The 13,018-nt window shown below is 63.9% G+C and carries 15 protein-coding genes and 1 pseudogene; 10 read left to right on the plus strand and 6 right to left on the minus strand.

Translation table 11 applies throughout. From position 1 onward, the window contains the following. Window positions 1–252 precede the first annotated feature (252 nt). Window positions 253–1,212, plus strand: coding sequence for an alpha/beta hydrolase (locus IAE38_RS22895; RefSeq protein ID WP_201219441.1), 960 nt, complete (start codon window positions 253–255; stop codon window positions 1,210–1,212). 63 nt (window positions 1,213–1,275) lie between these two features. Next, on the plus strand, window positions 1,276–2,058 hold the full coding sequence (locus tag IAE38_RS22900) for a hypothetical protein (protein WP_201219443.1): 783 nt from the start codon (window positions 1,276–1,278) through the stop codon (window positions 2,056–2,058). Between the two features lie 34 nt (window positions 2,059–2,092). On the opposite strand, the gene prmB is transcribed toward IAE38_RS22900, so the two are convergent. After that, window positions 2,093–3,001: a 50S ribosomal protein L3 N(5)-glutamine methyltransferase gene (gene prmB / locus IAE38_RS22905; protein WP_060481578.1), complete on the minus strand. Its 909-nt coding sequence runs from the start codon at window positions 2,999–3,001 to the stop codon at window positions 2,093–2,095. A 181-nt stretch (window positions 3,002–3,182) separates the two neighbouring features. Between prmB and IAE38_RS22910 the strand changes: the two genes are divergently transcribed. The 5 genes from IAE38_RS22910 to IAE38_RS22930 all read left to right on the plus strand — a co-directional run bounded on the left by IAE38_RS22910 (window position 3,183) and on the right by IAE38_RS22930 (window position 5,818). Continuing rightward, window positions 3,183–3,773 carry a cysteine hydrolase family protein gene (locus IAE38_RS22910; RefSeq protein WP_028634745.1) on the plus strand — a complete coding sequence of 197 codons (591 nt, stop codon included), beginning with the start codon at window positions 3,183–3,185 and terminating at the stop codon, window positions 3,771–3,773. A gap of 61 nt (window positions 3,774–3,834) precedes the next feature. Continuing rightward, window positions 3,835–4,155: a hypothetical protein gene (locus IAE38_RS22915; protein WP_201165234.1), complete on the plus strand. Its 321-nt coding sequence runs from the start codon at window positions 3,835–3,837 to the stop codon at window positions 4,153–4,155. 54 nt (window positions 4,156–4,209) lie between these two features. Then, complete coding sequence (locus tag IAE38_RS22920) at window positions 4,210–4,770, plus strand: Smr/MutS family protein (RefSeq protein WP_201219445.1); 561 nt, start codon at window positions 4,210–4,212, stop codon at window positions 4,768–4,770. A gap of 69 nt (window positions 4,771–4,839) precedes the next feature. Next, window positions 4,840–5,385, plus strand: a complete 546-nt coding sequence (folE, locus tag IAE38_RS22925) for a GTP cyclohydrolase I FolE (protein ID WP_028634742.1) — start codon at window positions 4,840–4,842, stop codon at window positions 5,383–5,385. Between the two features lie 61 nt (window positions 5,386–5,446). After that, window positions 5,447–5,818: a glutaredoxin family protein gene (locus tag IAE38_RS22930; protein WP_201219447.1), complete on the plus strand. Its 372-nt coding sequence runs from the start codon at window positions 5,447–5,449 to the stop codon at window positions 5,816–5,818. Between the two features lie 15 nt (window positions 5,819–5,833). On the opposite strand, the gene IAE38_RS22935 is transcribed toward IAE38_RS22930, so the two are convergent. Further along, window positions 5,834–6,436, minus strand: coding sequence for a glutathione S-transferase family protein (locus IAE38_RS22935; protein ID WP_028634740.1), 603 nt, complete (start codon window positions 6,434–6,436; stop codon window positions 5,834–5,836). 146 nt (window positions 6,437–6,582) lie between these two features. Between IAE38_RS22935 and IAE38_RS22940 the strand changes: the two genes are divergently transcribed. Then, the gene (locus IAE38_RS22940; protein WP_028634739.1) at window positions 6,583–7,773 is read left to right on the plus strand and encodes a benzoate/H(+) symporter BenE family transporter; all 1,191 of its coding nucleotides are present in this window, start codon (window positions 6,583–6,585) and stop codon (window positions 7,771–7,773) included. Between the two features lie 6 nt (window positions 7,774–7,779). Here the strand turns inward: IAE38_RS22940 and IAE38_RS24435 are convergent, their stop codons facing one another. From IAE38_RS24435 to IAE38_RS22950, 3 genes and pseudogenes are all read right to left on the minus strand, one after another. Beyond that, complete coding sequence (locus IAE38_RS24435; RefSeq protein ID WP_442968331.1) at window positions 7,780–8,661, minus strand: methyl-accepting chemotaxis protein; 882 nt, start codon at window positions 8,659–8,661, stop codon at window positions 7,780–7,782. Further along, window positions 8,641–9,726: pseudogene (locus tag IAE38_RS24440) on the minus strand (HAMP domain-containing protein); the annotation flags it as partial. The pseudogene IAE38_RS24440 and the gene IAE38_RS24435, both read right to left, overlap by 21 nt. A gap of 197 nt (window positions 9,727–9,923) precedes the next feature. After that, window positions 9,924–10,685: an SDR family oxidoreductase gene (locus IAE38_RS22950; RefSeq protein ID WP_028634737.1), complete on the minus strand. Its 762-nt coding sequence runs from the start codon at window positions 10,683–10,685 to the stop codon at window positions 9,924–9,926. A gap of 175 nt (window positions 10,686–10,860) precedes the next feature. On the opposite strand from IAE38_RS22950, the gene IAE38_RS22955 reads away from it, so the two are divergent. Then, a complete protein-coding gene (locus tag IAE38_RS22955) occupies window positions 10,861–11,862 on the plus strand; it encodes an NADP-dependent oxidoreductase (RefSeq protein WP_201214681.1) in 1,002 nt (333 codons plus the stop codon). Window positions 11,863–11,905: 43 nt separating this feature from the next. On the opposite strand, the gene pyrF is transcribed toward IAE38_RS22955, so the two are convergent. Beyond that, window positions 11,906–12,607, minus strand: coding sequence for an orotidine-5'-phosphate decarboxylase (pyrF, locus tag IAE38_RS22960; protein ID WP_028634735.1), 702 nt, complete (start codon window positions 12,605–12,607; stop codon window positions 11,906–11,908). A gap of 183 nt (window positions 12,608–12,790) precedes the next feature. Here pyrF and IAE38_RS22965 point away from each other — a divergent pair, with 183 nt between their 5' ends. After that, entirely contained in the window at window positions 12,791–12,958 is a 168-nt protein-coding gene (locus IAE38_RS22965) for a DUF2897 family protein (RefSeq protein ID WP_082428242.1), read from the plus strand. The last annotated feature ends 60 nt before the right edge of the window (window positions 12,959–13,018 follow it).

A 13,018-nucleotide genomic window follows, 5' to 3' on the forward strand; every position in this document is an offset into this window, starting at 1 on the left:
AAATGTCACGCTGACCACCTCCCAGCCCAACCGCGTTCTACCGGTGAAGGGTCCCAGGCTGAAATCGCATGAGGGCTGCCAGGTGTTCGCCACAAGAGGGTTTGCGCCTATTAGACCGAGCGCCGCCTGCGCGGCGCATCGCGAGCTGCGCTCGCTCCTACATTTAGGGCGTGGGGCGTGGCGGGCCCGCGCAGAACCTTCCACTGCGCGTAAGGTCAAAGTGCTATCCCCCTACCCAAGTAGCCCCGCACCATGCCGCGCCTTGTCGCCCTGTTGTTCCTGCTGTTCACTGGCCTGGCCCAGGCCGCCGCCCCTACCGTCCTGCAGCGCCCCATCGACCTGGATACTGGCCAAGGCATATTGCACGGCAGCCTGCTGCTGCCCCAACAGGCCACGCCACCGCCGGTGGTGCTGATCATCGCAGGCTCCGGGCCCACCGACCGTAACGGCAACAACCCCGCTTCCGGCCGGGTCGATAACCTCAAGCGCCTGGCCCTGCTGCTGGCCAACCAGCACATCGCCAGCGTGCGCTACGACAAACGCGGCGTGGCCGCCAGCCAACCCGCCACCCCAGACGAACGCGACCTCAGCGTGGAGCGCTACGTGGCCGATGTCGTGGCCTGGAGCCACAAGCTCAAAGCCGACCCACGCTTCGGCCAGCTGATTCTCATCGGCCACAGCGAAGGCGCACTCATCGCCAGCCTTGCTGCCGAGCAGGCCGGTGCCAGCGCGGTGATCAGCCTGGCCGGCAGCGGCCGGCCCATGGCTGACGTACTGCGCGAGCAATTGGCCGAACGCCTGCCCCCCGCTCAACTCGCCCGTGGCAGCGAACTGCTGGACCGCCTGCAGGCCGGCCAGACCAGCCTGGACGTGCCGGCGCCCTTGCGCCAAGTGTTCCGCCCCAGCGTGCAGCCCTACCTGATCACACTGTTCCGCCAGAACCCGGCCCAGGCCTTCGCCCAACTCACCGTGCCAGCGCTTATCGTGCAGGGGCGCAACGATGTGCAGGTGGATGTGGCGGACGCCGAACGCCTGAAGGCGGCCAAGCCCGATGCCCAACTGATACTGATTGACGGCATGAACCACATGCTGCGCATCAGCCCCAAAAGCATGAGCCAGCAACGCGACAGCTACCTGAACCCCGAGCTGCCACTGGCCCGGGAGCTGGGCGAGCAGATCGTCACGTTCATCCAGCACCTGCCGCCTGCGTAATGCCCGGCCTCAGGTCTGCGGCATGCCTGCCGATACAGCAGGCATAGCCAAGGACATGCCCTGATGACCACAACACCTACTGCCACAGAGCCGGCCGAAGAACCCCAGCCAACCCCCGCCCTGCCCTGGGCGGATTTGGCCGTCGAGCATTACCAGTTGCTGCGCCTGGCCGCCCTGCCCATCGACCGGGCCACCGGCCCACGGCCACTGCGCTACGTGCAGTTCGGCCATGCCGAGCGCCACGACACCGAACACAGCCTGCTGCGCATGCACATCCAGCTGCCCGGCCAGAAGGTGCACAAAGGGCAGAACCGCCTGGACATCCGCGTGGACCACCGTGAAAAACGGGTGCGCATCGGGGATGAGCACGGCTTGCAGCTGGAACCGGTAAACCGCGGCCTGGGGCGCTTTTTGCTTGCACAGGCCGCACAATGGCTCAAACGCAAGTGGCCCGGCTACCAGGTGGATGAATTCAAGCTGCCCAGCAAGGACGCCCTGCAGGAGGAATCACGCCTGCGCCGTGACCACTGCCTGCGCGGCGCGGGCCTGGAAGTGGAATACGAAGAAGGCCAGGTACTCAAGGGGCACACTGTGGCAACCACCGCCGGGCAGTTGCCAACCACCTGGAACAGCGAGCGTGTTCAGCAGGTGGGCATTCTGGAGGCTGCGCAACTGTTGCAGCAGGCAGAGCAGCAACTGCAGGAAACCAGCGCCCAGTTGCGCGAACGCGACGAGCGCGTGGCCAAGTACCAGCGCGAAGACAGCGGCTTGCGCTTCACCATCACCTGCCTGGTAGCGTTCGCGCTGTTCCAGGCAGGCCTGCTGATCTGGATCGCCACGCGCTAGCCAACAAGGGGCCGCGGCACAGCCCCCACGCGGTTTACACCTTGGAAGCGAACAGCGCCTGGTGCTGGCGGCACTGCTCGGCGGTGAGCATGAACACCCCATGGCCCCCGCGCTCGAACTCCAGCCAGGCGAAGTCCACTTCCGGGTACAGGGCTTCGACATGCACCTGGCTGTTGCCCACCTCCACAATCAGCAAGCCTTTTTCAGTGAGGTGGTCAGCCGCCTCGGCCAACATGCGCCGCACCAGGTCCAGGCCGTCTGCACCGCAGGCCAGGCCAAGCTCAGGCTCGTGATGGTATTCGGCAGGCATGTCGTCGAAGTCTTCGGCGTCGACGTACGGCGGGTTGGACAGGATCAGGTCGAAGCGCTGCCCTGGCAGCCCGGCAAAACCGTCGCCCTGCACCGTGTACACCCGCCCGTCCAAGCCGTGACGCTCGATGTTCTGGTTGGCCACTTCAAGGGCCTCGAACGACAGGTCGCCCAGCACCACTTCGGCCTGGGGGAACACGTCCGCCGCCACGATACCGATGCAACCGGACCCTGTGCACAGGTCCAGAATGCGCGCAGGCTCGCTGGCCAGCCAAGGCTCAAGGCGGTTTTCCAGCAGTTCGCCGATGGGCGAGCGCGGCACCAGCACACGTTCGTCGACGATGAACGCCATGCCGCAGAACCAGGCCTCGCCCAGCAGGTACGCCGTAGGTACGCGCTCTTCGATACGGCGCTTGAGCAGGTGCTGCAATTGCACACGCTCGGCGTCTTCGAGCATGCAGTCCAGGTAGCTGTCGGCCACTTCCCACGGCAGGTGCACCGCCCCCAGCACCAGCAGCCTTGCCTCGTCCCAGGCGTTGTCGGCCCCGTGGCCGAAGAACAGCTCATGTTCGTGGAAGCGGCTGACCGCCCAACGGATGTAGTCGCGCAGCGTGCGCAGACGGGATGTGATCACGGGGTACTCCTAATTCAGACCGTACAAAAGTCTAACAGCCCAGGCCGCTGATTTGTTCCCTCGGATCGCCTGCGAGGTAGCCACAGGCCAGTAACCACGCCACTTGCGATGTCAACCATTCCCATTGGCGCGCAGGCAGGGGAGAATAGGCCCATAAAAGCCCTACACCAAGGAGCCCTTGATGTCCGTTCCAACCACGATGTTCCGCCTCACTGGCCGCGATTACCCGCCGGCCAGGCTGAGCCATGCCAGCCTGATCATCATCGATGCGCAAAAGGAGTACCTAAGCGGGCCCCTGGCGCTGTCGGGCATGGACGAGGCCGTGGCCAACATCGCCCGGTTGCTCGACGCCGCGCGCAAAAGCGGCCGGCCAATCATCCATGTTCGCCACCTGGGTACCGTGGGCGGCCGCTTCGACCCGCAGGGCCCGGCCGGCCAGTTCATCCCCGGGCTGGAGCCGCTGGAAGGCGAAACCATCATTGAAAAGCGCATGCCCAACGCGTTCAAGAACACCAAGCTGCATGAAACGCTGCAGGAGCTGGGCCACCTGGACCTGATCGTGTGCGGCTTCATGAGCCATTCCAGCGTCAGCACCACCGTGCGCCGGGCCAAGGACTATGGTTACCGCTGTACCTTGGTGGAAGATGCCTCGGCCACCCGCGACCTGGCGTTCAAGGACGGGGTGATCCCGGCTGCACAGATCCACCAGTGTGAAATGGCCGTGATGGCCGACAACTTCGCCTGCGTGGCGCCCACCGCCAGCCTGATCTGAGGGCGCGGAACCCGCGGGGCCGGTGCAAGTCCAACTGCCCACAGGCACAGAGGAGAGCGGGATGAAGCTCAAAGGCAGTATCGACGCCAAGCGCTTGCGCCCGCGCCAACCGCGTCACTGGGGCGCCCGTCTGGGGGCTGCCCTCTCGGCCCTGCTGGCAACGCTTGGCGTGCTGCTGGCTATGGCCGGCGTGGCTGGCCTGCTGGGCAATTACCCGGCCCTGGCAGAGCTCAATGCCAACAAACCGCTGGCAGGCGTACTGACCGCCGCAGGGCTGCTGCTGTTATGGCTGGGCGTGCGGTTCTGGCGGCTCAGCCGCATCCGCCTGCGCCGTTCGCGGGAGCTGAACCTGTCGCCACACCTGATGAAAAAGCACGATTGACCTCCGCATTGCACTGCGCAGTCGCGTAAACTACGCGGCCCACGTGGAGGCATCATGCAAGACGACGATTTTTCCCTGTTCAAAGCCGAAGTGCGCGGCGTCAAGCCGATCAAGCACGACAGGGCCGAGGTCGGCAAACCCAAGGCCGATCGCCAGCAACTGGCCGGCTTGCGCCAATCGGCCACCGTGCGCAGCGATAAAGCCTTGGTCATCGATGGTATGTCCGACCAGTTCGTCATCGACGTGGGCGCCGAGGACGAGCTGATGTGGCGACGTGACGGCGTGCAGGAAACCCAGCTGCGCAAACTCAAGCTGGGGCAGATCCCGTTCGAAGGCAGCCTTGACCTGCACGGCATGACCGTGGAAAGGGCCCGGGAAACCCTGTGGGCCTTCATCGCCGAAGCCACACGCCTCGAAGTACGCTGCGTGCGCGTGACCCACGGCAAAGCGGCGCGGCTGGACGGCAAGCGCCCCATGATCAAGAGCCACGTCAACACCTGGCTGCGCCAGCATCCCCAGGTGCTCGGGTTCGCCTCCTGCAATGCCCGCCACGGCGGCACCGGGGCCGTCTACGTGATGCTCAAACGAACCATGCTCGAAGGCCGGGACGAGTAACGCCGCGCTTGCAGCGCCGCCCTCGCCGCCGTAACCTTCGTTTTTGCGATTTTTCCCACAGGTAGATCCATGTCCCTGGAACAGAACTACACCGAGATCCTCAGCCAGATTGGCGAGGACGTCTCCCGTGAGGGCCTGCTCGACACGCCCAAGCGGGCTGCAAAGGCGATGAAGTATCTTTGCCGCGGTTATGAACAAACACTGGAAGAAGTGACCAACAACGCGTTGTTCAGTTCTGACAACAGCGAAATGGTGCTGGTCCGGGACATCGAGCTGTACTCGATGTGCGAACACCACATGCTGCCTTTCATTGGCAAGGCCCACGTGGCCTACCTGCCCAAAGGCAAGGTGCTGGGCCTGTCCAAGGTGGCGCGCATTGTCGACATGTACGCCCGTCGCCTGCAAATCCAGGAAAACCTCAGCCGCCAGATCGCCGAGGCCGTGCAGCAGGTTACCGGGGCAGCAGGCGTTGCGGTGGTTATCGAAGCCAAGCACATGTGCATGATGATGCGCGGTGTAGAGAAGCAGAACTCCAGCATGATCACTTCGGTGATGCTGGGCGAGTTCCGCGAAAACGCGTCCACCCGCAGCGAGTTCCTCAGCCTGATCAAGTGATTGGCTGCAAGCCCCAGGCCGACCCTTGCCAGGTCGGCTTTTTCATTTCAGGAGTTGACCCATGATCGTCAAAGCCCTGCGGGTTGGCCTCGGCCAGCTCATCGTCTTCGCAGACTTGATCAGCCGCCCAGCCAAGCTCAAGCGCGAGCCGGCAGCCCAGGCCCGCGTCGCCGAGGCGGCCAAGGGGCTGGCGCTGTACCAGTTTCATGCCTGCCCGTTCTGCGTTAAAACCCGCCGCACCCTGCACCGCCTGAATGTGCCAGTGGCCCTGCGTGACGCGAAGAACGACCCACAGCACCGCCAGGCGCTGCTGGAAGGCGGTGGCCGGGTAAAAGTACCGTGCCTGCGCATCGAGCAAGATGGCAAGGTGACCTGGATGTATGAATCCAAGGCCATCATCGCCTACCTGGATGAACGCTTCGCTGCCAGCTAACGCTGGGGCCGCCCCTTACCCCACCATCGGCACATGCCGCGGGTGGCTGCTGACGCGCTCGAGCCAGGCGCGTACCGCCGGGTAATCCGCCAGGTCAAAGCCGCCTTGGTGAGCGACATGGGTGTAGGCGTACAGCGCCACGTCGGCAATGGAGTATTGCTCGCCCACCAGGTAGGGGGTCATCTGCAGCTGCCGCTCCATCACGCGCAGTGCCTTGTAGCCGCCTTTGTGCAGTTTGCGGTACTCCTCCAGCCGCGCTTCGGGCAAGCCCAGGTAGAACTGGATGAACCTGGCGACGGCAATGTACGGCTCATGGCTGTACTGCTCGAAAAACTGCCACTGCAACACTTGGGTGCGCAGGCGTGGCTCGGTGGGCAGGAACTCGCTGCCATCGGCGAGGAAATTGAGAATCGCGTTGGACTCCCACAGGTAGGTACCGTCTTCCAGCTCCAGAACGGGCACCTTGCCGTTAGGGTTCATCGCCAGAAACGCCGGGGTTTCGGTTTCGCCCTTGAGAATGTCCACCGGGTGCCACTCGCAGGGCCGGCCCAACAGGCTCAACATGAGCTTGACCTTGTAGCAGTTGCCCGACTGGTAGTCGCCATACACCTTGTACATCACCCCTCCCCCTGCAAAGCAGTTGTGCAATAGCGCCCAATAGTTGGCGACTGTACGGTTAAAAGCAATTGCCGCTGTATGACAAACCTCGCCGCGGCTGGCGGTAGTCTGAAAAAACTGCCTACACCCTGACAAGGATCTTGTTCATGCCCCATGCCACCCCCGCACGCCTGAGGCCCCTGGCCGATACCTCGGCATCGGCCATTGTCGCCGGCTTCATTGCCATGCTGACCGGCTATACCAGCTCGTTGGTATTGATGTTCCAGGCCGGCCAGGCAGCCGGGTTGACCACCGCGCAGATCTCGTCGTGGATCTGGGCGCTGTCGATTGGCATGGCAGTGTGCAGCATCGGCTTGTCACTGCGCTACCGCACCCCCATCACCGTGGCCTGGTCTACACCTGGCGCAGCGCTGCTGATCACCAGCCTGGGTGGGGTGAGTTACGGCGAAGCCATCGGTGCCTACATCACCTGCGCCCTGCTGGTGCTGGCCTGCGGGTTGACTGGCAGCTTCGAGCGGCTGGTCAAACGCATCCCAGCGTCCCTGGCCTCGGCACTGCTGGCCGGCATCCTGTTCAAGATCGGCAGTGAAATCTTCGTCGCGGCGCAGCACCGCACCTTGCTGGTGCTGGGCATGTTCTTCAGCTACCTGCTGGTCAAACGCCTGTCGCCGCGCTACTGCGTACTGGCGGCGCTGGTGGTGGGCACAGCGTTGTCCGGCGCCCTGGGCCTGTTGGACTTCAGTGGCTTTCACCTGGAGGTCGCGAAGCCGGTGTGGACCACCCCCAGCTTCTCGCTGGCAGCCACCATCAGCATCGGCATCCCCTTGTTCGTCGTGGCGATGACCTCGCAGAACATGCCGGGTGTGGCCGTGCTGCGCGCCGACGGCTACCAGGTCCCGGCCTCCCCGCTGATCTCCGCCACGGGGTTTGCTTCGTTGCTGCTGGCACCGTTCGGGTCACACGGGGTCAACCTGGCGGCGATCAGTGCGGCCATCTGCACAGGCCCGCACGCCCATGAAGACCCTGGCAAACGCTATACCGCTGCGGTGTGGTGCGGGCTGTTCTATGGTATCGCCGGGGTGTTTGGCGCAACGCTGGCCGCGCTGTTTGCCGCCTTGCCCAAAGAGCTGGTGCTGTCGATTGCCGCACTGGCGCTGTTCGGCTCGATCATGAACGGGCTGACCGTGGCCATGAGCGAGGCCCGCGAGCGAGAGGCTGCGGTCATCACCTTCATGGTCACGGCGTCGGGGCTGACGCTGTTCTCGATCGGCTCCGCGTTCTGGGGCATCGTGGCCGGGGTCCTGGCACTGGTAATCCTAAACCCCCGCCGCAGCTGACAAGGGTCACAACCGGAAATGGCCCACCATGCCCTTGAGGTCGGTGCCCAACTGTGCCAGCTCCACACTCGACCTGGCGCTGCCCTGCATGGCCAGCGCCGCCTGGTCGGCGCTGCTGCGAATCTGCGTGACACTGCGGCTGATTTCTTCAGCCACCGAGCTCTGTTCCTCTGCCGCTGCCGCTATTTGCTGGTTCATCTGCTGAATCAATGACACCGCAGCCGCAATGCTGCCCAAGGCACTCTCGGTGTGCAACGCATCGGCCACCGCCAAGCGTACCAGCTCGGTGCTGCCCCTGATCTGTGCCACCGACTGCTGGGCGTTACCGCGCAAGCTGGCCACCAGGGTTTCGATCTGCTCGGTGGACTGCCGAGTACGCCGCGCCAGCGCACGTACTTCGTCGGCCACCACGGCAAAGCCCCGCCCCTGTTCACCAGCACGGGCTGCCTCGATGGCCGCATTCAGCGCCAGCAGGTTGGTCTGCTCGGCCACGCTCTTGATCACCTCCAGCACATCGCCGATGGTGTGAATTTCGGAGCTGAGGCTGTCGATGCCGGCACTGGCCGTTTCTGCCGCTGCCGCCAACTGCTCGATACGCTGCATGCTCTGGCGCACCACCTGCTGCCCGGAATCCACCTTCTCATCCGCCGCATGGGCCGCCTGCGCGGCCTCTTCGGCGTTGCGCGCCACATCATGCACGGTCGCCGTCATCTGCTGCATGGCGGTGGCCACTTGTTCGGTTTCTTCTTTCTGGCTGCCCACCTCACGGTTGGTCTGCTCGGTCACGGCCGACAGCGCCTGGGCGCTGCCGGCCAGTTGCTCGATACCTTGCTGCAACCCGCTGACGATGCCCGACAACCCTGCCGCCATTTGCTGCATGGCCTGCATCAATTGCCCCACCTCGTCACGGCGCGGGGCCGGCGCCTCGAATGCCAGTTCGCCGTCAGCAATGCGCCGGGCGCGGGCGATCACGTGCTTGAGGGGGCCGACCACGGCGCGGGTGATCAGCCAGGCGGCCAGAATGCCAACCAGCAGCGCCAGCCCCGTGGCCACGGCAATCGCCACCGCATTGCGTTGCAGGTCACCCTGCAGGGCCTGCTCCTGCCCCAGGTAGGCCTGGTCCACCCGGCCGGTTACCTGTTCGGCACTGGCCTGCAACTGGCCCTTCAGGCCCTGCTCCAGCGCCAGCTGATCGGTGTATTCGTTGAGCTTTTCCGAAAAGCTCCCAATATGCCCCGCCACTTCGTTCAGCACGCTTTGGTAACCGCTATCGGTCACCGCCGCCTGCAGCTGGGTCACCAGGGCTGCAGCTTCGACCGTTTGCGGGATGCGCGCCTGGCTCACGTCATCCTCACCTTTGCGGCTTTTGTCCAGGCGTACCCGCGCTTCATCCATGGCCTGCAACATCAGGCGCGACACCTGGGCAACCTGGGCGGCCTGCTCCAGGAACTCGCCACCCTGCTGCCCTTGGGACTGCTTGAGCATGTACACCCCATCGTCGGCCAGGCCTGACTGCAGCACATCGAGGTTGTTGGCCACACTCGATACCGACCAACTGGCGGTATCCAGCGCCAGCTCCTTGGCCTGCACCGCCCCTACGAACGCTTCGAATGCCTTGCCGTAGGCCGCCAGGTCGGTTTCCGCTGCCGCCAGCGCCGGCTGTTCGCGCGCGCGCTCGGCCAGGCCCTTGAGGCCACCGCGCAACGCCTCGGCCTGCTTGATGTCGGAGCTGAGGGCAAAAGACTGCTCATGCTGGCGCAGGCGCAGCAAGTCGGTGTTGAACTGCGCCAACTGCCTCAGGCTGTCGAACCGCTGGCCAACGCTGTACAGGGCAGCAATGCCGATAGCGGCCACTGCCAGGGTCAGCAACAGCACCAGGGCAAACCCCAGGGTGAGTTTGCGGGCCATGCCCAGGTTGGCCAACACACCCTGCTTGCTTGCGCCCATGCCCATTCCCCTTCTGTGTGTCAGGTTATGCCGAAGGCCAAGGGTGGCAACGTTGCCAGCGCCGGAACAAGGGCCTGACGTCAGAATAGTGTCAAATAGCTATGAACGTGTCGCTAACAGCTTGCCGGAGGTCGCCTGGCATGTTGAATGAAGGCTGGGGCGCGGGAATGTTGCCCCTCAGCGACATAGTTACAGCTGCAGGTTCAGATCGCCGTGGCTCCACCGTCCACCGTCAGGCAATGGCCCGTAGTGAATGCCGCCCCGTCGCTGCACAGGTACAGCACCGCGCTGGCAATTTCTTCGACTTTGCCAATACGCCCCACCGGGTGCATGGCGGCGGCAAACTCTGCCTTGCGGGGGTCGGCTTCGTAGGCGCGCCGGAACATGTCAGTGTCGATGACGGCGGGGCATACGGCGTTTACCCGCACGCCTTTTTTGGCGTACTCGATGGCTGCCGACTTGGTCAGGCCGATCACCGCATGCTTGGACGCACTGTAGATACTCATTTTGGGCGCCGCCCCCAGCCCCGCCACCGAGGCGGTATTGACGATGGCGCCGCCGCCCTGGGCCAGCAGCAGTGGCAGTTGGTACTTCATGCACAGCCAAACCCCCTTCACGTTTACCCCCATGATCGCGTCAAACTGCGCTTCGCTGCCCTCGGGCAGGCGGCCCTGCTCGATCTCGATGCCGGCATTGTTGAAGGCATAGTCCAGCCGGCCATAGGCCGCGATCAGGTGTTCGTGCATCTGGCGCACTTGGCCTTCGCGGGTTACGTCACACTCGATGAACAGGGCCTCGCCGCCTGCGGCACGGATCTGCGCCACCGTGGCTTCGCCGCCCACGGCATCCAGGTCAGCCACCACCACTTTCAGGCCCTCGCAGGCGAATGCCAGGGCCGTCGCCCGGCCAATACCGGCGCCGCCACCGGTGACCAGGGCCACCTGGCCCGCAAAACTCATGCTCATCGCCTGCTCCAGTGAGGGTGTGAAGGAGCCCAGAGCATAGTCAGCCGCTGACCAGGCGGGCAGCATCATCACATGAGCATTTGTGACACCATGCTTGTCAGTGATGTTACGCACTGCGTTTCATCAACAAGGTAAATTGGCCGTCTTACCCTTTCATTCTTCTCTAGGAGCCATCATGACCCAGACCAACCGCCGCTTTCTGCTCGTAAAACGCCCGGTCGGCGCCGTGCGCCGCGATGACTTCGGCTACGAAACGGTGCCCGCCGAACAGCCCGGCGAAGGCCAGGTACTGGTGCGTAACCTGTACCTGTCACTGGACCCGGCCATGCGCGGCTGGATGAACGAAGGCAAGTCCTACATCCCCCCGGTGGCCCTGGGCCAGGTAATGCGCGCCTTGGGTGTGGGCGAAGTGATTGCCTCCAACCACCCGGGCTTCAAGGCCGGCGACCATGTTGGCGGGGCCCTGGGTGTGCAGGATTACTTCACCGGTGACGCACAGGGCCTGCACAAGATCGACCCCAACCTGGCACCCCTGCCCCGCTACCTGTCGGCGCTGGGCATGACCGGTATGACGGCCTATTTCGCCTTACTGGAAGTGGGCCAGCCGAAGGCCGGTGACACGGTGGTGATTTCTGGCGCTGCCGGTGCGGTGGGTAGCATTGTGGGCCAGATCGCCAAGATCAAAGGCTGCCACGTGGTAGGCATCGCTGGCGGCAAAGAGAAGTGCCAGTACCTGAAAGACGAACTGGGCTTCGACGGGGTAATCGACTACAAGGCCGAAGACGTGCTGGCAGGCCTGAAACGCGAGTGCCCCAAAGGCGTGGACGTTTACTTCGACAACGTAGGCGGCGAGATTCTGGATGCCGTGCTTACCCGCATCAACTTCAAGGCGCGTATCGTGATTTGCGGCGCCATCAGCCAGTACAACAACAAGGAAGCCGTCAAGGGCCCGGCCAACTACTTGGCACTGCTGGTGAACCGTGCGCGCATGGAGGGCTTTGTGGTCATGGACCATGCCAAGGATTATGGCAAGGCGGCGCAGGAAATGGCCGGCTGGCTGGCCAGCGGGCAGGTCAAGAGCAAGGAAGACGTGGTGGAGGGGTTGGAAACCTTCCCTGAGACGCTGTTGAAGCTGTTCAACGGTGAAAACTTCGGGAAGCTGGTGCTGAAGGTGTGAATGCGTGGGGGCTGCCGTGCAGCCCCGCTTTTATCGCGCCAGCTTAGCCGCGAATTTCGGCAACCACCGCTGCAAGGGCCTGGGCCGGGTCAGCAGCCTGGCTGATGGGGCGACCGATTACCAGGTAGTCAGAACCGGCATCCAGCGCCTGGCGCGGGGTAAGAATGCGGCGCTGGTCATCCTGGGCACTGCCCGCCGGCCGAATGCCTGGGGTTACCAGTTGCAGGCCCGGGTGCGCCGCCTTCAGTGCTGGCGCTTCCAGTGCCGAGCACACCAGGCCGTCCATGCCGGCCTTCTGCGCCAGCGCAGCCAGCCTTAGCACCTGCTCCTGCGGGTCAACGTCCAAACCGATGCCGGCCAGGTCTTCACGCTCCATGCTCGTAAGCACGGTCACGCCGATCAGCAACGGCTGTGGGCCGCTGCGCTTGGCCAGCTCCTCACGGCACGCCGCCATCATGCGCAGGCCGCCCGAGCAATGTACGTTGACCATCCACACGCCCATCTCTGCCGCTGCTTTTACCGCCATGGCCGTGGTGTTGGGGATGTCGTGGAATTTCAGGTCCAGGAACACTTCGAAGCCCTTTTCACACAGGGTTTCGACAATGCCCGAAGCGCTGCTGGTGAACAGCTCCTTGCCAACCTTCACCCGGCACAGCGCGGGGTCTAGCTGGTCAGCCAGCTTCAGGGCGGCCTCACGGGTGGGGAAATCCAGGGCGACGATCAGGGGCGTCTGGCAGGCGGACATGGGCACGGTCTCTTGGCAAGTCGAAAACGGCGCGCATTGTAAACGATGTGGTGCAGGGTTGGGGGCTGCGGTTGATGGAAATGGCCAAGCGGTGAAGCGCGCCACGGCTGTACCATGGAACCAACGAAGCGCGTTGCCGATCAAAATCGGTAACTACGCTGCCATCCCGTAAGGAGAACGACAATGCCCTGGTATGCCTGGCTGATCCTGTTAGTAGCCCTTGGCTCCATCGTCGGCGGGCTGATGATGCTGCGCGACACGGCCAAGAAATTGCCCCTTACCGATGAGCAACTGCGCAAGGTGCACGAGCGCAATGCCGAGGCGGATGCCAAGGATGCTCAGAACCGTTGAGCGGTGTGTGTTTGTGTAGGAGCTAGCGTAGCTCGCGATGGGGTGCGTAGCGCCCCCGGC

The organism is Pseudomonas sp. S32, from assembly GCF_016648095.1.
Taxonomy (GTDB): Bacteria; Pseudomonadota; Gammaproteobacteria; order Pseudomonadales; family Pseudomonadaceae; genus Aquipseudomonas; species Aquipseudomonas parafulva.

Bases quoted from the DNA above. Each gene is read 5' to 3' on its own strand.
- IAE38_RS22930 (WP_201219447.1), top strand. From the start codon at position 5,447: ATGATCGTCAAAGCCCTGCGGGTTGGCCTCGGCCAGCTCATCGTCTTC.
- IAE38_RS22940 (WP_028634739.1), top strand. From the start codon at position 6,583: ATGCCCCATGCCACCCCCGCACGCCTGAGGCCCCTGGCCGATACCTCG.
- IAE38_RS22895 (WP_201219441.1), top strand. From the start codon at position 253: ATGCCGCGCCTTGTCGCCCTGTTGTTCCTGCTGTTCACTGGCCTGGCC.
- IAE38_RS22900 (WP_201219443.1), top strand. From the start codon at position 1,276: ATGACCACAACACCTACTGCCACAGAGCCGGCCGAAGAACCCCAGCCA.
- IAE38_RS22920 (WP_201219445.1), top strand. From the start codon at position 4,210: ATGCAAGACGACGATTTTTCCCTGTTCAAAGCCGAAGTGCGCGGCGTC.
- IAE38_RS22910 (WP_028634745.1), top strand. From the start codon at position 3,183: ATGTCCGTTCCAACCACGATGTTCCGCCTCACTGGCCGCGATTACCCG.
- IAE38_RS22915 (WP_201165234.1), top strand. From the start codon at position 3,835: ATGAAGCTCAAAGGCAGTATCGACGCCAAGCGCTTGCGCCCGCGCCAA.
- IAE38_RS22955 (WP_201214681.1), top strand. From the start codon at position 10,861: ATGACCCAGACCAACCGCCGCTTTCTGCTCGTAAAACGCCCGGTCGGC.
- folE (WP_028634742.1), top strand. From the start codon at position 4,840: ATGTCCCTGGAACAGAACTACACCGAGATCCTCAGCCAGATTGGCGAG.
- IAE38_RS22935 (WP_028634740.1), bottom strand. From the start codon at position 6,436: ATGTACAAGGTGTATGGCGACTACCAGTCGGGCAACTGCTACAAGGTC.
- IAE38_RS22950 (WP_028634737.1), bottom strand. From the start codon at position 10,685: ATGAGCATGAGTTTTGCGGGCCAGGTGGCCCTGGTCACCGGTGGCGGC.
- IAE38_RS24435 (WP_442968331.1), bottom strand. From the start codon at position 8,661: ATGCAGGCCATGCAGCAAATGGCGGCAGGGTTGTCGGGCATCGTCAGC.
- IAE38_RS22965 (WP_082428242.1), top strand. From the start codon at position 12,791: ATGCCCTGGTATGCCTGGCTGATCCTGTTAGTAGCCCTTGGCTCCATC.
- pyrF (WP_028634735.1), bottom strand. From the start codon at position 12,607: ATGTCCGCCTGCCAGACGCCCCTGATCGTCGCCCTGGATTTCCCCACC.